Below are 23,514 nucleotides of genomic sequence, written 5' to 3'. Positions count from 1 at the left end.
TGTTCTCTCCGTTCATGTGCGGAAAAAATTTCAACTTATATCAAACCGGTTTGTTAACGGTGACGTGGCGTCCGTTTAATTGAACCAAGCCTTGCGCGAACCAAGACACCACTTCAGGGTATAACTGTTTTTCGGCTGCATGAATGGCTTTACTAATCGTTTCCGCTGTATCTGCTGGCTGAACTGGCACAGGATGCTGGGCAATAATGGGCCCGGTATCCATTCCACCGTCAACAAAATGAACGGTTACCCCTGTCACTTTCACACCATAATCGAGTGCTTGTCCAATCGCATCCTTGCCAGCAAATGCCGGGAGTAGCGATGGATGAATGTTGATCAGTCGACCCGCGTAACGCTCCACCATCACGGAGGTCAGCAGTCTCATATAACCCGCCAGCACAACCAGATCAATCTGTTTGGCTTCCAGCACTTCGATAATCTCTGCCTCGTATGCTTCACGCGAATCATACGCTTTGGGCGTAAACAGATGGCAGTCTACCCCTGCATCCTGCGCTCGCTGCACAACACGTGCAGCAGGTTTATCACAGACGAGCAGTTCCACCGAGGCACCCAACGCGCCATTCCGTGCTGCATCTACCAAAGACTGAAAGTTACTTCCTGTCCCTGAGGCAAATACAGCAATACGGTAGTTCGTCATTAAACATCCGCTCCCGTGAAGGTTACTCGCGCATCTCCTTCAGTTACACGGCCAATGATGTAAGCTTCTTCACCGGAAGCTTTCAACTGTTCCAGCGCTTTGGCTGCATCTGCTTCGTTCACAACCAACACAAGCCCGATACCCATGTTAAACGTCGTGAACATATCGCGGTTCGATACATCACCTTTTTGCTGTAACAGATTGAAGATCGGAAGAATTGGCCATGAGCCATAATCGATATCTACATTCACGCTGCTTGGCAGCATACGTGGGATATTTTCAATAAATCCACCGCCTGTGATATGTGCCATTCCTTTTACGTTGACACTTTCTAGCAAGGACAACAGCGGTTTTACATAAATTTTCGTCGGCTCAAGCAAAGCATCGCCCAGTTTGCCACCTAGCTCCGTCACTTCGGAGTGCAGATCCAGGCCAGCTTCTTCAAGCAGCAATCTGCGAACCAGAGAGAATCCATTGCTGTGCACACCGCTGGAAGCGAGGCCGATTACCGTATCTCCAGGTGCGATGGTGGTGCCGTTGATGATCTTTGCTTTGTCCACAATACCTACGGTGAAACCTGCGATATCATACTCACCTTCACTGTACATACCCGGCATCTCAGCCGTTTCACCGCCGATAAGTGCACAGCCGGACTGGTGACAGCCTTCCGCGATACCCGCAACGATGGCTTCAATCTTCTCAGGGATGACCTTATCGCAAGCGAGGTAGTCCAAGAAGAAAAGCGGCTCTGCTCCTTGAACAACGATATCGTTGACACACATCGCCACTGCGTCGATACCAATCGTGTCATGACGATCCATGGCAAATGCGATTTTCAGCTTGGTTCCCACGCCATCTGTACCGGAAACCAGAACTGGCTCGTCATATTTGTCCTTGTTCAATCCGAACAGGGCACCGAATCCACCCAGTTCGGTCATCACTTCCGGACGGAAGGTACGCTTTACGTGTTTCTTCATCCGTTCAACCGCTTCATTCCCTGCCGCGATATCGACGCCGGCCTTTTTGTATGCTTCGGACACAACCCTCACACCCTTCGTATCTTGTATAAATCGAGTTTAAAATATTTACACCGTACACTCCGATGACAGAATAACCTGGAGAGTAGCGGTTATCCCCAGATTTTTTTGATTCCCTTTTTTTAAAGGGAAAATCCGGTGATAAAGGCGCAGCCTATGCTTCCGATGTAGCTTTCTTTCAGAAAGCTTTTAGCTTCGCTTCTACAGGTTTTTTCTGTCCTCTCCGTTTATGTGTAAATGAAAAGTCCAACTCATATATGGCTACTCATCTCTAGAAGATGAATCTGTACCAATTCAAATCCAGCTACACCCATTGTAACGTACTGACTGTACTCTTCTGGTGGAACCATTCGAATGTATTCATCACCGTTGTATACCGCACCGGCACACTGGAATACTTGCAATTCTTTTTTCGCCGGAGTCAGCGGGATGTTACCAACGATGCTCCATGTGCCATCTTTCAGCAACTTGGGTGACGTGAAGATCACGCTGCTCTTACGTTTACCATAAGAATAGACAAGGAATTCGCCGTCTTCCAAACTTACGGTTTCGTCACGCTGAATGCTCATCACGCCGAACGAAAATGCCTTTTTGAAGCGGTCTCTCAGTGCACATATCACCTGACATACGGCAAACCGTCCATCATGCATTGGAATCAGAAAAACATCGCCCTCATTATAGCTTTTTCTTGCCATAAGCCTTGCCTCCTAACAACTGCAGCCAAATTTCTCCTCGCCGTCAAAGTCGAGGCGGGTCGGATAGTCATTATCGAAGCACGCCAGACATAGTCCGCCCTTATAGTCACCCTGATTATCTCCCTGAATGGACGCAATCAGTCCATCCGGGCTGAGGAATGCCAGAGAGTCTGCATTAATCTCGCGGCAAATCTCTTCAACGGACAGAGCAGATGCGATAAGCTCACGGCTATCCGGTGTATCAATGCCGTAGAAACACGGGTTCTTGAATGGCGGCGAAGTAATTCGCACATGCACTTCCGTTGCCCCTGCATCACGCAGCATGTTCACAATCCGGCGAGATGTCGTGCCGCGCACGATGGAGTCATCGATCATGACTACACGTTTGCCTTCGACGACGCGGCGTACTGCGCTGAGCTTCATTTTCACGCCCTGCTCACGCAATTCCTGGCTTGGCTGGATAAAAGTACGTCCGGTATATTTGTTTTTGATCATGCCCATCTCATATGGAATACCGGTCTGTTCAGCGTATCCAATCGCCGCCGAGATGCTGGAATCTGGTACCCCCGTAACCAAGTCCGCATCCACAAACGCCTCAATGGCCATCCGGCTACCCATACGTTTCCGCGCAGCATGTTGATTTGCACCGTTCATATCACTATCAGGACGAGCAAAATAAATATATTCCATCGCACAGAGCGCCTTGCGGTGTTTATGATCATCGAATCGATCCTCATGCAATCCGTCTGCATCCAGCACAAGCAATTCACCCGGTTCAATATCACGGATCAGCTCAGCGCCGATGGTCTCAAGTGCACAAGTTTCAGAAGCAAACAGGTACGCGTCCCCAAGCTTACCCATCGTCAATGGACGAAGGCCATGCGGGTCAGAAGCAACCAACAGCTTATCGTTCGTCATGATCAGAAACGCATATCCGCCGACGATACGCTGGAATGCGTCTTTTGCCGCCTCTACAAGACCTTTCGAAGAACGTGCGATTAAGTGAGCAATAACTTCAGTGTCGCTCGTCGTCTGAAAAATAGAACCGCTCTGCTCCAGCTCACGCCGGATCGTTGGTGCATTTACGATGTTTCCGTTCGTTGCAACGGCTAGGTCGCCATCGCGATATTTAAAAACCAGCGGCTGTGCATTGGTCAGTTTGCTATCTCCACTCGTGGAATAACGCACATGCCCTATGCTGATATCACCTGTCAGTGTCTGCATCAGGTCTTTGGTGAACACTTCTTTCACGAGTCCCATACCACGATGATAGTTAAATTGTGTGCCGTCGCTTACACACATACCAGCACTTTCTTCCCCGCGATGCTGTAGTGCATGCAGACCGTAGTAGGAAAGGGAAGCCGCATCAGGGTGCCGATACACCCCGAATACGCCGCATTCTTCCTTTAATTTGTCGAGTCCTTCCTTGCCGGACCCTTCGTTATAATAATCGCCTGTCCACAACGGTTCCGTCATCAGTTCATGAGACATGGAATCGCATCCTCCCAGACCTTAGCCAAACCTCCTACAGGTTCGTTCACGGCTGATGTTCCGTTCAATTCAATCGTCAGATTACTTCCTTCAACACGCCCAATGACAGCTACAGGCACACCGCGTTCACGTACAAAAGCTTCCAGCTTGCCTGCTTGCTCCGGCGAAGCCGACAGCAAAATACGGGATTGGCTCTCACTGAACAGGGTGTGATCTGCACGGAGTGCAGTCTCTACATTCACTTGCGCGCCTAAGTTGCCGCTGATGCAGGACTCTGCCAGTGCAACGGCCAGACCCCCTTCAGACAAGTCATGCGCGGAGCGAACAAGTCCGGATTGGATGGCTTCCAGCACGGTGCTGAGCAATGCCTTCTCCGTGTTTAGATCAAGCTGCGGCGGACGGCCTTCGGTCACGCCATGCACGGCGTATTGCAGCTCGCTGCCGCCGAGTTCTGCTTTGGTTTCACCGAGGAGGATGATGACATCACCTTGGGATTTGAATGCTTGTGTCGTGATATGATCCGTGTCATGAACGAGACCTACCATACCGACCACTGGCGTTGGATAGATGGAGCCTTTGGCGTTTTCATTATATAAACTCACGTTACCACCGATGACCGGCGTATCCAGCACACGGCAAGCTTCCGCCATACCGTCTACCGCTTTTTCCATCTGCCAGAAAATATCCGGTTTCTCCGGGTTACCGAAGTTCAGGTTGTCCGTGATCGCCAGCGGCTCCGCACCGGAACATACGATATTCCGCGCTGCTTCACTCACGGCAATACGTCCACCCACCTCAGGATCAAGGTACACGTAACGACCGTTACAGTCCGTAGTCATCGCAAGACCTTTGCGCGTGCCACGAATCGTCACCACTGCTGCATCCGAACCTGGACGCACGGCTGTGCTTGTACGCACCATGTAGTCGTATTGATCATAAACCCATTTTTTGCTCGCCACCGTCGGGGAAGCCAGCACTTGTTTCAATGCACCGCCGAGATCCGACACCTCTTCATAACGAAGCGTGTCGATGGAAGCACTCGCTTCATAATAAGCGGGTACGGAAGATGGCTTGTCATATACAGGACACTCATCAACCAAAGCGGTTACCGGCATATCACCGACAACTTCACCGTGGTGGATCAGTTTCAGACGACCATCGTCTGTAACTTTACCAACTTTGGCACAAATAACGCCCCAACGCTCAAAGATCTCCATCGCCTGCGCCTCATCCTTCGGTTCAACGACAAACAGCATCCGCTCTTGAGACTCAGACAACATCATCTCGTACGGCGTCATGCCTTCTTCACGTTGTGGCACCTGATCCAGATACAACTCCAGACCATTACCTGCTTTACTTGCCATCTCCGCACTGGAGCATGTCAGACCTGCTGCACCCATATCTTGAATACCGAGCACGATACCCGTATCGATCAATTCCAGACAGGATTCCATAACCAGCTTCTCCATGAACGGGTCACCGACCTGAACGGCTGTACGCTGTGACTCGGATTCTTCGGTCAGCTCAACGGATGCAAACGTTGCGCCGTGGATACCATCACGACCTGTTGGTGGGCCAACGTAATAGACCGGGTTACCTACACCTTTGGCTACACCGCGCTGGATTTTGTCATGATCAATCAGACCCACGCACATTGCATTAACGAGCGGATTGCCTTCGTAACTCTCATCAAACATCACTTCACCTGCAACAGTCGGAATCCCGATACAGTTACCGTATCCCGCAATACCTGCTACCACATGCTCGAACAGATATTTTACGCGATCGCTCTCCAGCTTACCGAAACGAAGGGAGTTGAGCAGCGCTACGGGTCTTGCACCCATGGAGAAAATATCACGGATAATGCCGCCCACACCTGTTGCCGCCCCTTGATAAGGTTCTACCGCGGAAGGATGGTTATGGCTTTCAATTTTGAAAACAACGGCTTGGTTATCACCGATATCCACGATTCCGGCACCTTCACCTGGTCCCATTAGGACACGTGGGCCACTTGTCGGGAAACGACGCAATAGCGGCTTGGAGTTTTTGTAAGCGCAGTGCTCAGACCACATTACGCTGAATACACCGATTTCCGTGTAGTTTGGCTTACGGCCCATGAACTCACAGATCAGCTCATACTCGCTGTCAGATACGCCCATCTGTGCGTAAAGTTTATGTTCTGCGACCTGTTCTGCTGTTGGCTCCTTAGCGGATAGCTGCTGCGTCATGCCGATCCCTCCATGCTTTCAAAATTGATGTAAACATCCGTTTGCCGTCTTCCGAACCGAACAGCGAATCCACTGCACGTTCTGGATGCGGCATCATGCCGACGACGTTGCCTGCTTCGTTACACACCCCTGCGATATCACCCAGGGAACCGTTCGGGTTGTTGCCATATGTGAATACGATCTGATTGTTCGCTTGCAAGCTTGCCAGTGTTTCTTCGTCACAATAATAGTTTCCTTCACCGTGAGCAATCGGAATGACAATCTCTTCGCCCGGTGCATAGTCACGTGTGAAAGGTGTGTCTGCGTTAGCCACTTTCAATACCGTGTCATGGCAGCGGAATTTCAGGGACGTATTACGGATCAGTGCTCCCGGGAGCAGACCTGCTTCCGTCAGGATCTGGAATCCATTACAAATGCCCAGTACATATTTGCCTTGCTCTGCAGCTTTAGCCACTTCGTTCATTACCGGTGCGAAACGGGAAATTGCTCCGCAACGCAGGTAGTCTCCGTACGAGAAACCACCAGGAACCAGAATGCAATCATACGCGGACAAGTCCGTAGCCGTATGCCATACATAATCAACCTCTTGTCCAATCGCATCTTCTACCGCTTTGTAACAGTCGATGTCGCAGTTGGAGCCAGGGAACACAAGAACTGCAAATTTCATGAGATTAACCCTCCAATTCGTAGCGGTAATCTTCAACAACAGTGTTGGCGAGCAGCTTCTCACACATCACTTTCAAACGTTTCTCCGCTTCCGCACGATCTGATGTATCCAGATTCAGTTCCATGACTTTACCGATCCGTACACTTTCCACTTCGTTGAATCCCATGGAATGCAGGGCTCCTTGAACAGCTACGCCTTGCGGGTCGAGTACGCTTTGTTTGATAGTGACATATACGGTTGCTTTGATCATGATTCGATGTTCCTCCTCAGTAGTGAACGGGATAAATGCTTTATGCTGTTAAAAAAAGGGCTGTGGCCTTGGGGCGCTCGCTTCGGTGTGGATGGTTCCTCCGGCCGCTTGTTGTTCCCAGGTTTTCTGATTCGTTTTGGCCCGCGCCGCGGTCAAAACCCGGGAACAAAGGCGGACGCTTCGCTCCTTCGTGAACCATTCCACCCCTCCGCTTAATCCTGCGGCAATATTTTTTAAAGGCCTAAACCCTTTGCGGTGCACGACGGGTAGTAAATAAGTAAATGCATGGCCTTGGGACGCTCGCTTCGGTGGGAAATGGTAAAAACCAGTCATATTACGAAAACGTAGCAATTTTCCGATTTATATGAATAACATTGATTTTCAGTCTTTCAGTTGCATCTCTTCAGGCTTCATATGCTTGCAGAAGCCTGCGCCTTAATTGCCTCATCCACCAGTTTGAACACTGGCGGAGGGAAAGATTTGAGCTGGAGAAACGAAGTGCTCGCCTTTGCAACCGGAATGTGTCCTTTTGAAAAAAGGATACGAATCCAAACATTCCGGGGGCAACAGCGATCGAAAGCCAAACTTTCCCGGAGCGCACGCTCAAACGTCTCTTACTCAAACTTTCCCGCAGCCCACGCTCAAACGTTACACATATTATTTCGTTAAACGGTTATAAATATCGACGTACCTTGCTGTGGTCGCTCCCACAACCTCTTGTGGAAGCGGATCGGGCTTGCTGTTCTTGTCCCAATCGGTGCCTGCAAGATAGGTACGGACAGGCTCTTTATCCATGCTGTCGATCTCGATGTCGAGAGCATAGTTTTCTTTTGCCCAGAAGCGGGAAGCATCCGGGGTGAAGATTTCATCAATCAGGATCACCTTGCCGTCCACGATGCCAAACTCGAATTTGCAGTCTGCAAGAATGATACCGCGCTGATCACAATAATCACGAGCAAACTCATATAGGCGCAAGCTTTTCTCTTGAAGTTCGATGGCCAGGGCATCACCCACAAGTTCTTTCATACGCTCCATCGGGATGTCCTCGTCATGTCCCACATCGTTTTTGGCGGCCGGTGTGAAGATGGGCACTTCCAGTTTGGCGTTTTTGCGCAGGCCTTCCGGCAGTTTGATGCCATTCACTTCTCCGGTTGTCTCGTACTGTCTCCAGCCACCACCAGTGATATATCCACGCACCACACATTCGATATCAATGCGCTCTGCCTTGCGTGTTACCATGATGCGGTTTTTGAGCAAATCAGGATCTGTGATAAGGTCCCCCAGCTGATTCACATCGGTATGAACTACGTGGTTGTCCATCATGCTGCCTGTAAGTTCAAACCAGAAGCTACTGAGTTGATTCAGCACATTGCCTTTCTCCGGAACTGCCGGGTCGAGCACGTAATCGAACGCCGAGATTCGATCCGTTACTACAATAAGAAAATGCTCACCCAGATCATATAGCTCACGTACTTTTCCTTTGTATAACAGAGGTGCTTTAATAATATCTGCCGCCGTGGACAGTGCCATGGGTTCACCTTCTTTCAGGAGATGTAAGGCTAAGAACGAATCCTGATGGTGCAAACTCCACTTCGATGACAGAACAATCTTCCGATCGCTGTTATCCCCAGATTTTTCCGATCCACTTTTCCAAAGTGAAAATCCGGGGATAAAGGCGAACGCTCCGCTTCTTCAGCTTATTTCTGTCCTCTTCGTTCTCAGCAAGCACATCATTCGTTTATCTAGCCTTATAGAGATATATTAGTCGTTCAAGCCGAGTTTTTTGAAAATGGTGTCTACGTGTTTCAGGTGCCAGGACGGGTTAAATGCATCTGCAATTTCCTCTTCGCTCAGCACAGCTGTAATTTCCGGTGTGGACTTCACGATATCCTGGAACTGACGTTGTTCTTCCCAAGCCTGCATGGCACGCGGTTGAACCGTATCGTACGCTTGCTCACGACTGAAGCCTTTATCGATCAGCTTCGTCATAATACGACCCGAGAATGGTACACCGAAGGTGCGCTCCATGTTACGTTTCATGTTTTCCGGGAATACAGTCAGGTTCTTCACGATGTTGCCAAAACGATTCAGCATGTAATTCAGCAGCATCGTAGCATCCGGCAGGATGATACGTTCTACGGAAGAGTGAGAGATGTCGCGCTCATGCCACAACGTTACGTTCTCATATGCCGATACCATATGTCCGCGAATGACACGGGACAGACCCGAGATGTTTTCACTGCCGATCGGGTTGCGTTTATGCGGCATTGCGGAAGATCCTTTTTGACCTTTTGCAAAAGCTTCTTCTACTTCACGGAATTCACTCTTTTGCAGTGCCCGTACTTCTGTAGCAAACTTGTCCAAGGACGTCGCGACCAGAGCCAGCGTTGCCATATACTCGGCGTGGCGGTCACGTTGCAACGTTTGCGTCGAGATGGGTGCAGGCTTGGTACCCAACTTCTCGCAAACAAACTCTTCAACAAATGGATCAATGTTGGCATATGTTCCAACTGCACCGGAGATTTTGCCGTATTGTACGCCATCAGCCGCATGGCGGAAACGCTCCAGGTTACGCTTCATCTCTTCATGCCACAAGGCCATTTTCAATCCGAACGTCGTTGGCTCTGCGTGCACACCATGTGTACGTCCCATCATAGGTGTATGTTGGTAAGCGAGTGCTTTTTCACGCAAGATTTCAATGAAATTCAGGATGTCTTTTTCCAAAATTTCGTTCGCTTGACGCAGTACATACCCTAGTGCCGTATCAACTACGTCCGTGGAAGTCAGACCATAGTGTACCCATTTCCGCTCTGCACCCAGGCTCTCGGATACGGTACGTGTGAACGCAATTACATCATGACGTGTTTCCTGTTCAATCTCATAAATGCGATCGATATCAAAAGAAGCGTTCTGGCGAAGCAAAGCTGCTTCTTCTTTCGGGATGACTCCAAGTTCTGCCCACGCCTCACATGCGCAAATTTCAACCTCCAGCCACGATTGGAATTTGTTCTCTTCTGTCCAAATGGCTCTCATTTCGGGTCTGCTATAACGTTCAATCATGAATTTGTATGCCTCCATAGTTTCGTTTGTTCAATCCATTGCAATCCTTCTTCGGTGTCCTGACAGAGCAGATTCACATGCCCCATCTTCCGTCCTGTCTTCGCTTCACTCTTGCCATATATATGAAGCTTGGGGATAATACCGAGTTCCATCGCTTCTGCATCAGGTTTCCCTGTTCTCGCGATGATACCTTCCAGGTGTTCTCCAAGCACATTGACCATAACAACAGGGCTCAGTAGCGTAGTATCCCCCAGCGGTAATCCGCAGATGGCACGAATATGCTGCTCAAACTGTGAAGTGGCGCAGGCTTCCATTGTGTAATGCCCCGAATTATGCGGTCTTGGAGCCAGCTCATTCACGTACAGTCTACCGTCAGCGGCTGCAAACAGTTCCACGGCCAGCAATCCAACAGCTCCCATGGATTCCGCCACCGCAGCTGCCAGCTTCTGTGCTTCAAGCTGGATATCCGTGGCCACACGAGCCGGAACGATGGAGGCATGTAAAATATTATTCACATGAATGTTCTCCGCAGGCGGGAACGTTTTGATCTCTCCATGGGTACTGCGGGCAACAATGACGGATATCTCGCATTCAAACTTGATGAATTGCTCCAGCACCAGTTCCGCGCCTGTCGCCGCAAGTTCTTCATACGCGGCTTTAGCATCTGCTACCGCGCGAATCACTCGCTGCCCTTTTCCGTCATATCCACCAGTCACTGTTTTCAGCACACATGGAGCTCCTAATTCACTCACCGCAGCATTCATCGTATCCAAACTGGTAATTTCGCGGTATGGAGCAACTCTTACACCAGCCGCTTCAATCGCACGTTTCTCACGCAAGCGATGCTGGGTTGTATATAAAAGAGTGCTGCCTTGCGGTACAGAGGACTCACGCTCAAGTAATGCTGCCACCTCTGCATCCACATTTTCGAACTCATAGGTAATGACATCGCATTGCCGTGCAAGTTCTCTTGCCGCCTCTACATCATCGTATCCTGCCTGAATTTGCTTCGCAATTTGACCACAAGGTGAGTCAGGCGTTGGATCAAGGGTGACAAACCGATACCCCATGGCTGTTCCAGCCAGTGTCATCATGCGTCCAAGCTGTCCACCGCCGAGAATACCGATGGTTGTTAGACCTGGTAAAAGCACCGACTCTCCCTGGCTCGCTCCGTCCACATTCGTAGTTTCGCTACTCATAGCTCATCACTGCTTTCCAATACTTCTTGTTTGATCCGTTCTCTGCGAACTTCGGAGCGGCGCTGCACCTCCGGGTCAAATGCGCCGATGATCTGCGCCGCGAGCAGGCCTGCATTGGTCGCCCCCGCTTTGCCAATCGCAACCGTTGCTACCGGAACGCCGCCAGGCATCTGCACAATGGACAGCAAGGAATCGAGACCGTTCAATGCTTTGGATTGAACCGGAACACCGATGACTGGAAGCATCGTTTTGGCTGCTACCATACCTGGAAGATGTGCCGCTCCGCCTGCACCTGCGATGATGACCTTGAATCCCCGGTCAATCGCCTGTTCTGCATATTCAAACATCAAATCCGGTGTACGATGGGCAGAGACGACTTTTTTTTCATACCCAATCTCAAGCTCGTCCAGCACCTCGCACGCATGTTTCATCGTTTCCCAATCTGACTTACTGCCCATAATTACAGCAACTTGCACTGACATGAATACATCCCACTCCCATCTGAGCATTTTAGAACCCATTTGTCATATAAGCTGAACTAAAAGTAATTTACACCGTCACTCCGATGCCAGAATAAACTTCCAATCGCTGTTATCCCCAGATTTTTTGATTCCTTTACTTAAAGGGGAAATCCGGTGATAAGCATATGCTTCCGATGTAGCTTTCTTGCAGAAAGCTTTCAGGCGACCGCTTCGCTTTTTCAGTTTTTTCTGTCCACTCCATTTTCGTGTAAATGAGTAGTTTATCTTATACAAATACAAAATCTCTTAAAATCATTTTGCAAATGAAAACGAAAAAAGTCCGCTACCCGCGAAAACATCACATTTTCTTCGGACACCGGACTCCAAGAAATACGTATCCCTCATTTGGGCATGCCAAAGGGGGCTTGCTGTCCGCATTCATGCATGCGACTCTCAGCCGTATCTCCTCGTAGTCCGGAAATTTACGGTTCCCGGGTAGATACTTCCGGGCCCTATTCCCGGCGTTATACGAGCAAATATCTATTCACCATATCTTTCGTTCACATTGTTCCATAATCATACAGCTTTCGTTCCTACTCGACCTTATTTTAACCTGATCGACACATCTAACATTCTAACAATCCCCTACAGCGTATGTCAACTTAAAGACGAACATTTAACATATTGACAAATGTAATGTTCGGGAATTAGTACAGTGCAATACAATTAACTCCCAAATTTACTTGAAATGGCCTGTCCAGTTACAGCAAAATAAAAAAAGAAAGCCGGCCCCTCTTCAATTTCTCGAAGACAGCCGGCTTGTTTCACACAGGAATGAGGAACATTCCCATGATTTCAAAATCATTTTACAATCAATACAGGAACCTGCGCATGCTGCACTACATTGTGGCTGACACTGCCCAGCACGAATTCACGGATTCCGCCTAGTCCGCGGGAACCAATGATAATAATATCCGACCCGTTTTCTTTGGCGTAGTCCAGAAGCACTTCAGCCGCAGCCCCTTGTATCAAATCAACGTTTGCCGTAACACCGGCAGCTTGAATCCGTTCTTTAGCTTCATCCGTCGTTTGCACAGCCAGATTGTAGTAATCATTGTTGAGTGAAGGCGGTAGCGGTGCCAGACCTTCCCCGATAAATACACGTGGGAAATCAAATGCATGAATGACATCAAGCACAGCCTCTGGCGTTGCTTTGGCAAGTTCGATTGCACGATCCAGCGCTTTATTTGAAGCTTTTGACCCATCATAAGCTACCAAGATTTTAGAAAATAACATGTACATCCCGTCCCTTCCTTATATATGTAGAACCCCGAAGCAAGCCTCGGTCTGACTTCTAAATCTCTTACAGAGCATGGAACCATGTAACTTCTTAAACCTTCACAGGTTAAGATGAACCATTCATTAAGAAAAAAATTACATATGAATCCATGAATGCTTATTGCAAAAAGTAACCATACATTACTGCATTCAAAAAGACCAGCAACGGAACACCAATCGTAAAGCCGGGGTGTTTCGTTTTATGTCTTTTCCGATACATCGCAATCCAGATGCCTAGTGCACCACCGATAAAAGCCAGTAAAAATAACGTTCGCTCAGGCGTGCGATCCCGTCTCTGCTGTGCACGTCTCTTGTCATCCGACATGACCAGATATGCGACAACATTAATAAAGATAAACCATACGATAAGTCCGGTCTGCATATGCGTTTAGCGGTCCCCCTATCCCGGGACATCTCCCTGTCTCCATTATAATCCCAAGGCAGGCAGATGATCAACGCGGGCAGAGAACCGCACTATTTTACATAAACGAGAATTCTACGATTCCTGTTTCGGAATCCCGTTCAGGCTCGGTACCCTTTTGGCTGATTTCTCCGGGGTCACAGCGATATTCTCTTCTCGAATGCTGTCCTTATTCTGCTGGTTGTTACGTTTTTCCGGTTTGTTATGCGGCATCTCAGGCTCACCTCCTCCGCTTACGTTGCCTGAAAACGAATCATCTTATACGAAAGGAGGCGCCTATATTTAGGCTTGCAACGTGTGTCTAGTTGTTCCGGCGGCTGTTTAGAAAATGATATAGCGCTCCGTACAGGTTGGCATCATTCCCAAACGTACAGGCTGTGATCTGCGGGCTCGCCTTATGCAATGGGTTAATTCGCTTCAGTTCAGCAATTGCCCATTTGATTCGCTCCAGCACAACAGGCTGTGCACTGATGCCTCCTCCGATGGCAAACACTTCAGGGTCGAGAATGTACTGCAGATTCATAATCTGAACCGCAATCTGTGTGCAAAAGGTGTCAAATACAAAGCACGCCTCCGCATCTTGCTGATTAATATATGCAAACACGGCCTCACCATCGGCAGGATCATCCAGTCCTTTTAACTCACCAATCTGTCTGACCATCTCAACAGCCGAGCTTTCCAGTCCAAAATAAGCCGCTTCCTTCGTTACCGGATCAATCCGGCTCATCACATAACTAACCTCTCCGGCTGATAAGTTTTTTCCACGCTGCAGTTTACCATCCATGATGATTCCTCCCGCGATGCCGCTGCCCAGCACCATCACGACGGAATCCTTCGTATCTTTGACACTGCCAAGCCAAAGTTCAGCAAGTGCTGCGCATTTCCCATCATTTTCAATGGACACCTGGATAGCGTATCTGTCTTTAAGAAGCTTGGCTAAATTCACCTCATGCAAAAATGGAAAAGAGCCGCCGTGAAACACCATTCCTGTTTCCACATCGATTGTTCCTGGACAACTCAGAGCAAAGCCCTGAATCTGTGACAAGTCTTGTGCATCCACGATGGCATAAAGAGCATCCTGCAGTTCTTGCAATCCACTCCGACCAACGCCACGTTTTCCCTTCGACAAGAGCTCTCCGCTTTCGCTCATAATTCCGTATTTAATGAAAGTTCCACCAATATCAATGACTAGATACATTCTGTCAGCCCCCTGCTCTGCAGATCATTAATCAACATCTTAATTGAAATATAGAGCGTTTCCATTTATATTTATGGTATTCATTTGTTATTAATGGTATTAAATTATGATCTTTAGGGAGATGGAGTATTCCGTGCCAACGATAACCGAAACCAAACTTCAATGGATCTTACAAACGTTATATGATACTACCCGAGTTCCCGCGTTCTACCTTATCCGAGGTCTCGCTCGTCACCCTTCTTTTAGCCCGGAATTGGCGAAGCACCTTCTCTCCATTCCTATTCATCTAAAAATCCAGATTATGGACTACAATACACAAATGGATAAAATGATCCTGATGCCAGTCTCCACTCATGAAGGGCAAGGTCTGCTTGTTCTCTGGCCCAATGTACAGTCATATGTTGAGAATGCTCCATTTTCATGGGATCAACAACTGAATACAACTACGTTCATTGAACCCAATGATCTCCATCAACTGCTGAGTGTAGCAATTATGGCCCACTACCTTTTACATCATGAAGTTTTGGATCGAAATCAAGTACTTGAGGACAACAAACATGTCATAAATATAAATAATCATACGGAAGGTGTACTTGAGCTGTCTCTTTTGGATCAGCGAGAGCAGAGATTGTTTCACAAATCCTACCTTTCGGAGAAAAAGGTGTTTGATCAGGTTCGTTTGGGGAACAAACATAAGATGCTTTTGTACCTGAAACAGCATATGGATTTGAACGGGGTCTACGGCAATTTATCCAAACAGGATAGTTTACGGAGCAAAAAGAATCTGATCATCGCGGCAATTACACTCGGAACCCGTGCTGCAATCGATGGCGGATTGTATTCGGAGTCAGCGCTTACGCTTAGCGACACCTATATCCAACACATTGAAAAGCTGTCCCGGATTGATTCGATCCATCCGATTCTGCATAAAATCCTTGGTGACTTTACCGAACGTGTAGCCAAAGTCCATCGGGCTCATAAGTCCAAAGACATTCTGTTATGTCAGGAATATATATTCAATCACTTATACGATGACTTAAGTCTGTCTATACTGTCCACGCATCTGCAAATAAGCCCCTCCTATCTTTCCCGTAAATTCAAGGAAGAGACTGGAGAGGCACTTCGCATTTTTATACAAAGGCAACGGATTGAAGAAGCCAAAAATCTTATCGTTTTCTCAGACTATCGCCTGAGCGAGATTTATACGTTGCTAAACTTTCACGATCAGAGTTACTTCATCAAAGTGTTTCGAAAACATACGGGTTTTACACCAAAAGAGTATCGTAATCGGTTTGTGGTCAAGCCATCTTGAACATGAGACATGAATCTGGTCGCCTCATTTAAATAGTCCGAGATCGTTTAACACTTATTCTCTCAGCTTATGTTGTCTTGCCGCATGCCTATTTCCCTTGTTTCTCCATGGCTGCTTTCAGCAAATCTCCCAGGTTAGAGCCGATAGACTCCTGCTTGGCATATTGCTTCACCAGCTTTTGTTGCTCGCGTTTGTTCACATGCTGTTTGTCTTTGTCCAGTGTTTCGGTGATTCCACATGGCAGACACTGTACATACAGTCCAGCTTTGCCTTCCTTAATCTCCATCTTTTTATGACACTGCGCGCAGCGGCGGTTCGACAACCGCTTCTCATTGGAACGACGATAACCACAGTCCTCCGTAGGACATACGAGGAACTTGCCTTTCTTCCCCTTTTTCTCAAGCAACTTCGCGTTACAGTCCGGGCAATGGCTGTTGGTTACATTATGCGGTTTGTACTCTGCTTTGCTGCTTTTTACGGTAGACACCAGTTCCTTTGCCATCGAACGAATGCCATCCAAAAACGGGCCAGGTTTCCCCTGCCCACGGGCAATCCGCTCCAGTTCGGCTTCCCAACGAGCCGTCAGTTCCGGTGTACGCAGCTGCGGTGCGGCAAGTTCGATCAGCTGTTTACCTTTGCCAGTAGGATGCATGCTGTTGCCTTGACGATCAATCGTATCCGAACTGACCAGTTTCTCGATGATATCCGCACGTGTTGCTGGAGTACCAAGTCCATGCTTTTCCATCTGGGATAACAAAGCCGCTTCCGTATAGCGCTTCGGCGGCATCGTACGTCCACTCTTGATATGGCAGCGCTGAAGAGTTACCGATTGCCCTTGCTGCACATCGGGCAGAAGCACGCGATCCTGACCGCCCCCGTCATCCTCACGCTCATCGTCTTCATCGGTATAATCACCGCCGTAAACTTCACGCCAACCGCTATCTTTTACCGTTGTGCCCTTCACATGGAAGGAATCTTTCCCAACCTGTACCATGACAGCTACGGAATCGTATCTAGCCGCTGGGTAGAACAAGCTGATAAACCGGCGAACAATCAGATCATATAACTTACGTTCCTCCGGGCTCAGCTGATTTAAGAGCACCGTCTGCTCAGTTGGAATGATGGCATGGTGATCCGTGACTTTACTGTCATCCACAATCCGTTTTGTGATGTTCAGATTTTTGCGCAGCAAAGGACGTGCAAGTGATGCATATGGGCCAATAGCTACACTCTCCAATCGCTCTTTCAGCGTTCCAGTCATGTCGGAAGTCAGATAGCGGCTATCTGTACGTGGATAAGTAACCAGCTTGTGCTGTTCATACAGACGTTGCAATACGTTAGATGTCTGTTTGGCGGAGAACCCGTGTTTACGGTTCGCGTCCCGCTGCAACTCCGTAAGGTCATACGCCAGCGGATGCGGCTCGACTTTCTCACTTTTTTTCACCTGAGCAATCGTGCCTTTGCGTCCATCCACTCGATCTTTCAATTGCTGCATATCCTGTTTATCAAAAATTCTCGAATCTCCGCCAGTTGCCCGCCATACGGCCTGAAAATCTCCAAAATCCGCGGTTAACGTCTCATATTCCTGTGAGCGGAAGCCGTTAATTTCATTTTCCCGATCCATAATCATGCCCAAGGTTGGGGTCTGTACACGTCCAGCCGACAGTTGAGCATTGAACCTTACGGTTAATGCACGCGTCACATTAAGTCCAATCATCCAGTCTGCTTCTGCACGGCAACGTGCGGATTCATAGAGTCGGTCGAACTGACTGCCCGGCTTCAACGAGGCAAATCCGTCTTTGATCGCTTTATCCGTCTGAGATGAGATCCACAGGCGTTTGAAAGGTTTCTTCCACTGGGCCATCTGCATAATCCACCTTGCAAGCAGCTCTCCTTCACGAGCCGCATCGGTCGCAATGATAAGCTCGCTTACATCCTGACGTTTCATGAGTTGCTGTACCGCTTTGTACTGGTGATTCGTCTCTTTGAGCACTTTCAGCTTCGTCCGCTCTGGCAAGATCGGTAGATCCTCCAGATTCCAGGTGGCATATTTCTTGTCGTAATCCTCCGGTTCAGCCAGGCCTACCAGATGTCCCAGCGCCCAGGTTACAATGTATTTCGGGCCTTCCATATAACTTTTATGTTTATCACGCGCACCCATTACCCGAGCAATTTCCCTTGCTACAGATGGCTTCTCTGCGAGTACCAATGTCTTCACTTCGTATCTCTTCCTTTCTGTCCAAACGCTATTGATCCGCGACAACGATCTGTCTGCCGATCTTTCCATCTTTCTATTATATCATTTCAACCGGGATCCTGTTTTTCACAAGTATATATTCAGACAGCGTTTCATCTGTACCCCTTATTAGCAAGAAAGTTATCTCATCATTCACTAACAATGTCACATCAACGTAATATATATGTAAATTAACGCTATTTTTTTCCCTTTCCGGAAAGTTAACCGTCCTCTACTTCAAAGGTATGAAGAGAAAATAGTAGATACAGGGACAAAAAACCGATATGTATACGTTTTTTTGAATAAATACTAATATTGTAATATTACCTAACATGAATATAAGATGTGCAAAAGCATATACAACAGAATGCTACCAAACACATCATCTTAGACACAGGAAGGGAGCGTGGATGCATGACTTATCATGGATCTGTATTGAAAAAAGGCGGAGCCTTATTACTCGCGGGAACAGTGGTTGCCGCAACGTGGGGAGGAACTGCTGTACCTTCGGCTTTCGCCGCCGCAGCAACTCCTTCAAGCCAAAACTCCACCGCCGCCACCCTTGCAGGGAAAGCGCCGGTTAGTGCCGCAACCTTCGTTCAGGCCATGGAAGAAGCCGCTACACTTGCAGGTGTACCTTTTACCATGGACAGGCCGTCCGGCACAACACTATCACGCAAAGATGCTGCACTTGCCTTGCAGCAATGGCTCAAGCTGGACGTTGCTCCGGAATCCTTTAAGGATGTGCCGGATCAGTCCGATTATGCCAGTGCCGTCGGTGCCCTGAATGCCGCCGGACTGATGAAAGGCTATACGGACTCTCTTTTCTTGCCTAACGCTGTGCTCACGGCAAACGACGTCTCTGTTCTGAAAGATCGCATCTATAACTACATAAAACCGTTTGTGCTCGAAGAAGCCACGATTATGGATATGCAGACTGCTATGGCACAAGGCAAGCTAACATCCAAAGAGCTGGTGCAGCAATATCTGGACCGTATCGCCAAATACGATGACCAAGGCGTTAGCATCAATGCTGTCCTGAATCTGAACCCCGATGCGCTTAAAATCGCGGAACAACTGGATGAAGAGCGTGTGGCTCAGGGGACTCGCGGCCCGCTTCACGGGATTCCGATTCTGGTGAAGGATAACTTTGATACCAAGGACATGCCAACAACGGCTGGCTGTATCTGCCTGAAGGATTCCATCCCGGCTCATGATGCAGAACAAGTGAAGAAGCTGAAGGCAGCAGGAGCGATTATTTTGGGCAAAACCAACCTGCATGAGTTCGCTTTTGGCATCACTACGTCCAGCTCACTTGGAGGACAAACGCTGAACCCCTACGCTCTTGACCATTATCCAGGTGGCTCTAGTGGCGGAACAGGTGCGGCCATCGCTGCAAATTTTGCAGCTGCAGGTATGGGCACTGATACGGGCGGCTCCATCCGCATACCATCCAGCTTTAACAGCCTTGTAGGCATTCGCCCAACCATCGGACTGTCCAGTCGTGAAGGCATCATTCCGCTCGCACTTACGCAAGACGTTGGCGGACCAATGGCTCGTACCGTAAGTGATGCGGCGATCATGCTCGATGCTACCGTTGGTTATGACAAAAAGGATGTTGCTACTGCTTACGCGATAGGCAAAATCCCATCCAGTTACACGGACTTCCTGGATGTTAATGGACTTAAAGGTGCCCGGATCGGAGTAGCTCCCGAGCTCATCCCAAGCAGCAAAGCGGAAGAAAAAGCCGTTGCCGATGTCATCAACGCAGCTGTTGAAGAACTTACCGCCCTTGGGGCAACCGCTGTACCGATCTCCATTCCAGACTTTGCAGAGATCAATAAATATCCTAGCCTCAGTGGCTATGAATTCAAATTTCAATTGAATAACTATCTGGATTCTCTGGGTGACAAAGCACCCTATCATAGCTTATCCGAGATCATTGCATCCGGTCAGTTTGATAAAACCCAAGAGCAAGCCATGAAAGCCCGTGACGCGCGTGACACGCTGGAAACATCGGAATATAAGGATATTGTCCTGAAACGCACGCAAATCACGCGGGATTCCTTACTGAAAGTAATGGCTGACAACCACCTGGATGCGATTATCTACCCGACATCAACACAAGCTGCTGGGGTGATCGGTAAAGGTCAAACCTCTGGTGCCAACAATCGTCTAAGTCCATTCTCCGGCTTCCCATCTATTACCGTTCCAGCTGGTTTTACAACGGACGGATTACCCGTAGGCATGGAATTTCTGGGCCGCGCCTTTGAGGAAGGCACACTGATCAAGCTGGCTTACAGCTACGAACAAGGTACACACCATCGCCAAGCACCAAAGTTAAAGCCCTAATGTATGGATGACTCATGATACATGAGCAAGAGCACTCTTACTTCTTTTGTTGATGACCGATTCCAGGGAAATCCTCTTCAATTAAGACGAGATCTCTTATAGACTAGACTAAACTCAACACACACCCTTCGTTAAACGGTCTTCATTACACGTGCACCCCATTCACAGTTCTGTGAATCGGGGTGTTTTTTTAAATTGCTCTGATCCTGATTTGTCGTCTACAATATGTAAGAGAAAGTCTGTCATAGAAACATAGCTTGAACCAAACCATACAGGAGGTCTTTGATGAATCATTCAAAATGGCACGTACTGCTTATCGCCGTGCTCAGTTTCTCCCTTTTTGCCACATCAACGGTCAGTGCTGCCACGACTACGAATACTAAGAAATATACGTGGGCCAAGCCTGCTGTTGAATTCATGGCCTCTCACGATGTCATGCAAAACTACGAGCAAGAAGCAGACCGTTTAAACCAGGTGGTGTCCAAAGCCGAATTAACCCAGATGATACATACCTTATTCAAGGAGTTTCGTGTTGAACAAGACAAAAAAATCGAGATTCCAGGCGTACCTGAAGGAAGTACATATTATCCTATTTTTCGAGATGTATACGGAAGCATTCCGAGCAATCCCTCAGGCATGATCGCAGCGGCAGATCAGATAAACTACAATGATGAAACATTTACGTATCAACCTTCTAAGCGTTTATCTCGCTGGGATTTATTAATTGCCCTGAATGCACTCTTTCCTGATATCCGTTATAGCCTGGACGAAATGGACACAAAAGAAATCATAACTAAAGTAAAACCGTTCAAGGATATCCCGAAAAGAACATTCTCTTCTCATGAAACATATGACAAATGGAAATATGCGTATCAACCACTCGCTCCCGAGTTAGGTATTGTTCAAGAAAAAAAACAGAATGCATATCTTGGCTCCGATCTTGATGGTGTCAAAACGAATGCCTTGCTCGGCTTCTTCAAAGCAGGCATCATGAAACCTGATGCCAAAGGGAAGTTTTATCCGAACCAAAAGGTAACTTTAGCGGAAACCGTGGTTATCCTGCAACGCATCTATAACTTTTATGGCGGGAAAGGTTATAAGCATCAGCCAACCATAGATGAACTGATTCCCAGAGAGTTATCCCGCGAGTACGTTTATAGAGATTCTTCTTTAGGTAATCTGATTTCAGATAACGTGGCACTTATTAGTATGGATAACGTATCTACTGCCTATCTGGCAATCAGCGCAACAGAACCGGTTGATCTGAAAGTCATTGTGAACGGTGAAAGTATAACCTACCCTTATGAACGTTTGAGTGTACTCGATGCACCTATAATGATCGCATTTGATGGTGCAGATTATGCAGAGGTGTACCCCATTTTACGCAGGACAGGCAAACCTATTGTAGATCAGGGAGAAATTGAAGGGCCTCAGTTTTTTAAAAAATTAGATTTGTTTTTTTATTTCTCAGGCCAATGGACTGATTTTAATGTATTTAATACGTTATGGGAAGATGAAGGCGATGGAGGCTTCGAACAGTAACGTGGAGGAATATTAGTCGGGGAATACTAAAAGGTAGAGCTCAGCTTACTGAGTTCTACCTTTTTCTTTCTCTTTTTCTTCCTTGCAGCTATGAAATCTGAGCAGAAGTCTAATTTATCAAATACATGGGTACTTACATTTACGCCCTATCTGGCACGCCCCATTCAACAACCAGACCTGAGTACGTCAGTCCACCACCAAAACCAAACAGCGCAACGTTCTGCCCGTATTTTAGTTTCCCTTCATCAACAGCAATCTGCAATGCCAGCGGGATAGAGGCGGCAGAGGTATTCCCCCGATATTCCACACTTGTTAATGTACGTTCCATCGGAATAGGCCCGCGCTCACACATCGCCTCAATCATACGCAAGTTGGCACTATGCGGAACAAACCAATCAATTTCCTCAGGTAACATTTCAGCTCTCGTAATAAGCTCAGACAGTTGCTCTGGAACCAGGCGGACTGCCCACTTGTAAACCTCTCTTCCGTTTTGCACCAAAGTGCCTTCGGCAGTCAAGGGCTGCCCATTCATCTCTGTAGATAGTCCGCTTTTGTATAAGTGCCTCCCACCTTCTCCTTGTGTCCCAGAAACGAAAGATTTGAAGTCACCCTGAGCGGAAGTACGTTCCACTAAAAAGGCACCTGCTCCATCTCCAAACAACACACAAGTTGTACGATCAGTATAATCTGTTATTTTAGATAATGTCTCTGCCCCGATCACAAGTACCTTCTTATACATACCACTGGTCACCAGACTATCTGCAAGCTGCATACCGTATGCGAAGCCCGCACAAGCCGCGTTCAGATCAAGCACTCCTGTATGGGGAATGCCCAGATTGGCCTGCACTCGTGAAGCCGAACTGGGGAAAGCATACTCAGGTGTACTTGTGGCAAAAAGAATCATATCTACATCGGTGATATTTACCTCGTAACGACGGACCATATCTTCCACGGCTTTCGTGGCTAAATCCGACACAAATTCATGCTCTGCTGCAATCCGGCGTTCTCTCATCCCCGTTCGCTGCACAATCCATTCGTCACTTGTTTCGACCATTTTCTCCAAATCTGCATTGCTTAATATTCGATCCGGTACATACGTACCCATGGCTGTTATTGTTGATTTAGATTGATGATTCATAGCTGAGATCACCTCATTTGATTTTTTATTATTATAGCACCAAGTCTTAGTACTTGGTACTATTTTTTTCTTTTATATCTCTATCCTTTCTATTAACCAAACTCCATGTAACTTTGCCCTTATTGAGGTTGATGCTAATCTAAATATAAATATTATTCAAAAAGAACAACTACATCTTATAGCCTTTGACAATAATCTATGTTGTTCTTAGGTACATATATTTATTCAAAC

The 23,514-nt window shown here is 47.8% G+C and carries 21 protein-coding genes and 1 riboswitch; of the genes, 4 read left to right on the top strand and 17 right to left on the bottom strand.

Features of this window, described 5'->3' with window-relative positions; all coding sequences use genetic code 11:
• Positions 1-40: 40 nt before the first annotated feature.
• From purN to purS, 7 genes are all read right to left on the bottom strand, one after another.
• The gene (gene purN / locus ACUTVW_RS17525) at positions 41-658 is read right to left on the bottom strand and encodes a phosphoribosylglycinamide formyltransferase (protein WP_445646975.1); all 618 of its coding nucleotides are present in this window, start codon (positions 656-658) and stop codon (positions 41-43) included.
• Complete coding sequence (gene purM, locus ACUTVW_RS17520; RefSeq protein WP_445646974.1) at positions 658-1,698, bottom strand: phosphoribosylformylglycinamidine cyclo-ligase; 1,041 nt, start codon at positions 1,696-1,698, stop codon at positions 658-660. The genes purN and purM overlap by 1 nt, the downstream gene beginning before the upstream one ends.
• A gap of 248 nt (positions 1,699-1,946) precedes the next feature.
• Positions 1,947-2,390, bottom strand: a complete 444-nt coding sequence (locus ACUTVW_RS17515) for an immunity 26/phosphotriesterase HocA family protein (RefSeq protein ID WP_445646973.1) — start codon at positions 2,388-2,390, stop codon at positions 1,947-1,949.
• 12 nt (positions 2,391-2,402) lie between these two features.
• Complete coding sequence (purF, locus tag ACUTVW_RS17510; RefSeq protein WP_445646972.1) at positions 2,403-3,881, bottom strand: amidophosphoribosyltransferase; 1,479 nt, start codon at positions 3,879-3,881, stop codon at positions 2,403-2,405.
• Positions 3,866-6,109, bottom strand: coding sequence for a phosphoribosylformylglycinamidine synthase subunit PurL (gene purL / locus ACUTVW_RS17505; protein ID WP_445646971.1), 2,244 nt, complete (start codon positions 6,107-6,109; stop codon positions 3,866-3,868). Before purL ends, purF begins: the two co-directional genes overlap by 16 nt.
• Positions 6,087-6,776 carry a phosphoribosylformylglycinamidine synthase subunit PurQ gene (gene purQ / locus ACUTVW_RS17500; RefSeq protein WP_090923362.1) on the bottom strand — a complete coding sequence of 230 codons (690 nt, stop codon included), beginning with the start codon at positions 6,774-6,776 and terminating at the stop codon, positions 6,087-6,089. Before purQ ends, purL begins: the two co-directional genes overlap by 23 nt.
• A gap of 4 nt (positions 6,777-6,780) precedes the next feature.
• The gene (gene purS, locus ACUTVW_RS17495; RefSeq protein ID WP_445646970.1) at positions 6,781-7,026 is read right to left on the bottom strand and encodes a phosphoribosylformylglycinamidine synthase subunit PurS; all 246 of its coding nucleotides are present in this window, start codon (positions 7,024-7,026) and stop codon (positions 6,781-6,783) included.
• Between the two features lie 42 nt (positions 7,027-7,068).
• Here purS and ACUTVW_RS17490 point away from each other — a divergent pair, with 42 nt between their 5' ends.
• Positions 7,069-7,242 carry a hypothetical protein gene (locus tag ACUTVW_RS17490; RefSeq protein ID WP_445646969.1) on the top strand — a complete coding sequence of 58 codons (174 nt, stop codon included), beginning with the start codon at positions 7,069-7,071 and terminating at the stop codon, positions 7,240-7,242.
• A gap of 441 nt (positions 7,243-7,683) precedes the next feature.
• Here the strand turns inward: ACUTVW_RS17490 and ACUTVW_RS17485 are convergent, their stop codons facing one another.
• From ACUTVW_RS17485 to ACUTVW_RS17450, 8 genes are all read right to left on the bottom strand, one after another.
• Complete coding sequence (locus tag ACUTVW_RS17485; protein ID WP_445646968.1) at positions 7,684-8,556, bottom strand: phosphoribosylaminoimidazolesuccinocarboxamide synthase; 873 nt, start codon at positions 8,554-8,556, stop codon at positions 7,684-7,686.
• Between the two features lie 231 nt (positions 8,557-8,787).
• Positions 8,788-10,086, bottom strand: coding sequence for an adenylosuccinate lyase (gene purB, locus ACUTVW_RS17480; RefSeq protein ID WP_445646967.1), 1,299 nt, complete (start codon positions 10,084-10,086; stop codon positions 8,788-8,790).
• The gene (gene purK, locus ACUTVW_RS17475; protein WP_445646966.1) at positions 10,083-11,285 is read right to left on the bottom strand and encodes a 5-(carboxyamino)imidazole ribonucleotide synthase; all 1,203 of its coding nucleotides are present in this window, start codon (positions 11,283-11,285) and stop codon (positions 10,083-10,085) included. Before purK ends, purB begins: the two co-directional genes overlap by 4 nt.
• Positions 11,282-11,767 carry a 5-(carboxyamino)imidazole ribonucleotide mutase gene (gene purE, locus ACUTVW_RS17470; protein WP_445646965.1) on the bottom strand — a complete coding sequence of 162 codons (486 nt, stop codon included), beginning with the start codon at positions 11,765-11,767 and terminating at the stop codon, positions 11,282-11,284. The genes purK and purE overlap by 4 nt, the downstream gene beginning before the upstream one ends.
• A gap of 429 nt (positions 11,768-12,196) precedes the next feature.
• Positions 12,197-12,298, bottom strand: a riboswitch (purine riboswitch).
• A 309-nt stretch (positions 12,299-12,607) separates the two neighbouring features.
• A complete protein-coding gene (locus tag ACUTVW_RS17465) occupies positions 12,608-13,042 on the bottom strand; it encodes a universal stress protein (RefSeq protein WP_445646964.1) in 435 nt (144 codons plus the stop codon).
• A 160-nt stretch (positions 13,043-13,202) separates the two neighbouring features.
• On the bottom strand, positions 13,203-13,466 hold the full coding sequence (locus ACUTVW_RS17460) for a DUF1294 domain-containing protein (RefSeq protein ID WP_445646963.1): 264 nt from the start codon (positions 13,464-13,466) through the stop codon (positions 13,203-13,205).
• A 114-nt stretch (positions 13,467-13,580) separates the two neighbouring features.
• A complete protein-coding gene (locus ACUTVW_RS17455; protein ID WP_167375798.1) occupies positions 13,581-13,718 on the bottom strand; it encodes a hypothetical protein in 138 nt (45 codons plus the stop codon).
• An 88-nt stretch (positions 13,719-13,806) separates the two neighbouring features.
• Positions 13,807-14,703 carry an ROK family protein gene (locus ACUTVW_RS17450; RefSeq protein WP_445646962.1) on the bottom strand — a complete coding sequence of 299 codons (897 nt, stop codon included), beginning with the start codon at positions 14,701-14,703 and terminating at the stop codon, positions 13,807-13,809.
• A 133-nt stretch (positions 14,704-14,836) separates the two neighbouring features.
• Here ACUTVW_RS17450 and ACUTVW_RS17445 point away from each other — a divergent pair, with 133 nt between their 5' ends.
• Positions 14,837-16,015: a helix-turn-helix domain-containing protein gene (locus tag ACUTVW_RS17445; protein WP_445646961.1), complete on the top strand. Its 1,179-nt coding sequence runs from the start codon at positions 14,837-14,839 to the stop codon at positions 16,013-16,015.
• 88 nt (positions 16,016-16,103) lie between these two features.
• Here the strand turns inward: ACUTVW_RS17445 and ACUTVW_RS17440 are convergent, their stop codons facing one another.
• Complete coding sequence (locus ACUTVW_RS17440; protein ID WP_445646960.1) at positions 16,104-18,233, bottom strand: DNA topoisomerase III; 2,130 nt, start codon at positions 18,231-18,233, stop codon at positions 16,104-16,106.
• Between the two features lie 432 nt (positions 18,234-18,665).
• Between ACUTVW_RS17440 and ACUTVW_RS17435 the strand changes: the two genes are divergently transcribed.
• Positions 18,666-20,603: an amidase family protein gene (locus ACUTVW_RS17435; RefSeq protein ID WP_445646959.1), complete on the top strand. Its 1,938-nt coding sequence runs from the start codon at positions 18,666-18,668 to the stop codon at positions 20,601-20,603.
• A 285-nt stretch (positions 20,604-20,888) separates the two neighbouring features.
• Positions 20,889-22,145, top strand: coding sequence for an S-layer homology domain-containing protein (locus ACUTVW_RS17430; RefSeq protein WP_445646958.1), 1,257 nt, complete (start codon positions 20,889-20,891; stop codon positions 22,143-22,145).
• A 139-nt stretch (positions 22,146-22,284) separates the two neighbouring features.
• Here ACUTVW_RS17430 and ACUTVW_RS17425 read toward each other — a convergent pair whose 3' ends face one another.
• The gene (locus ACUTVW_RS17425) at positions 22,285-23,283 is read right to left on the bottom strand and encodes a ketoacyl-ACP synthase III (protein ID WP_445646957.1); all 999 of its coding nucleotides are present in this window, start codon (positions 23,281-23,283) and stop codon (positions 22,285-22,287) included.
• Between the last annotated feature and the right edge of the window lie 231 nt (positions 23,284-23,514).

The organism is Paenibacillus sp. TSA_86.1, assembly GCF_052691815.1.
This window is presented reverse-complemented; position numbering and strand designations above follow the sequence as displayed.

Excerpts from the sequence above, each read along its gene's own strand:
- purN (WP_445646975.1), bottom strand. The coding sequence starts at position 658 with ATGACGAACTACCGTATTGCTGTATTTGCCTCAGGGACAGGAAGTAAC.
- ACUTVW_RS17515 (WP_445646973.1), bottom strand. The coding sequence starts at position 2,390 with ATGGCAAGAAAAAGCTATAATGAGGGCGATGTTTTTCTGATTCCAATG.
- purF (WP_445646972.1), bottom strand. The coding sequence starts at position 3,881 with ATGTCTCATGAACTGATGACGGAACCGTTGTGGACAGGCGATTATTAT.
- purL (WP_445646971.1), bottom strand. The coding sequence starts at position 6,109 with ATGACGCAGCAGCTATCCGCTAAGGAGCCAACAGCAGAACAGGTCGCA.
- purQ (WP_090923362.1), bottom strand. The coding sequence starts at position 6,776 with ATGAAATTTGCAGTTCTTGTGTTCCCTGGCTCCAACTGCGACATCGAC.
- purS (WP_445646970.1), bottom strand. The coding sequence starts at position 7,026 with ATGATCAAAGCAACCGTATATGTCACTATCAAACAAAGCGTACTCGAC.
- ACUTVW_RS17490 (WP_445646969.1), top strand. The coding sequence starts at position 7,069 with ATGCTGTTAAAAAAAGGGCTGTGGCCTTGGGGCGCTCGCTTCGGTGTG.
- ACUTVW_RS17485 (WP_445646968.1), bottom strand. The coding sequence starts at position 8,556 with ATGGCACTGTCCACGGCGGCAGATATTATTAAAGCACCTCTGTTATAC.
- purB (WP_445646967.1), bottom strand. The coding sequence starts at position 10,086 with ATGATTGAACGTTATAGCAGACCCGAAATGAGAGCCATTTGGACAGAA.
- purK (WP_445646966.1), bottom strand. The coding sequence starts at position 11,285 with ATGAGTAGCGAAACTACGAATGTGGACGGAGCGAGCCAGGGAGAGTCG.
- purE (WP_445646965.1), bottom strand. The coding sequence starts at position 11,767 with ATGTCAGTGCAAGTTGCTGTAATTATGGGCAGTAAGTCAGATTGGGAA.
- ACUTVW_RS17465 (WP_445646964.1), bottom strand. The coding sequence starts at position 13,042 with ATGTTATTTTCTAAAATCTTGGTAGCTTATGATGGGTCAAAAGCTTCA.
- ACUTVW_RS17460 (WP_445646963.1), bottom strand. The coding sequence starts at position 13,466 with ATGCAGACCGGACTTATCGTATGGTTTATCTTTATTAATGTTGTCGCA.
- ACUTVW_RS17455 (WP_167375798.1), bottom strand. The coding sequence starts at position 13,718 with ATGCCGCATAACAAACCGGAAAAACGTAACAACCAGCAGAATAAGGAC.
- ACUTVW_RS17450 (WP_445646962.1), bottom strand. The coding sequence starts at position 14,703 with ATGTATCTAGTCATTGATATTGGTGGAACTTTCATTAAATACGGAATT.
- ACUTVW_RS17435 (WP_445646959.1), top strand. The coding sequence starts at position 18,666 with ATGACTTATCATGGATCTGTATTGAAAAAAGGCGGAGCCTTATTACTC.
- ACUTVW_RS17430 (WP_445646958.1), top strand. The coding sequence starts at position 20,889 with ATGAATCATTCAAAATGGCACGTACTGCTTATCGCCGTGCTCAGTTTC.
- ACUTVW_RS17425 (WP_445646957.1), bottom strand. The coding sequence starts at position 23,283 with ATGAATCATCAATCTAAATCAACAATAACAGCCATGGGTACGTATGTA.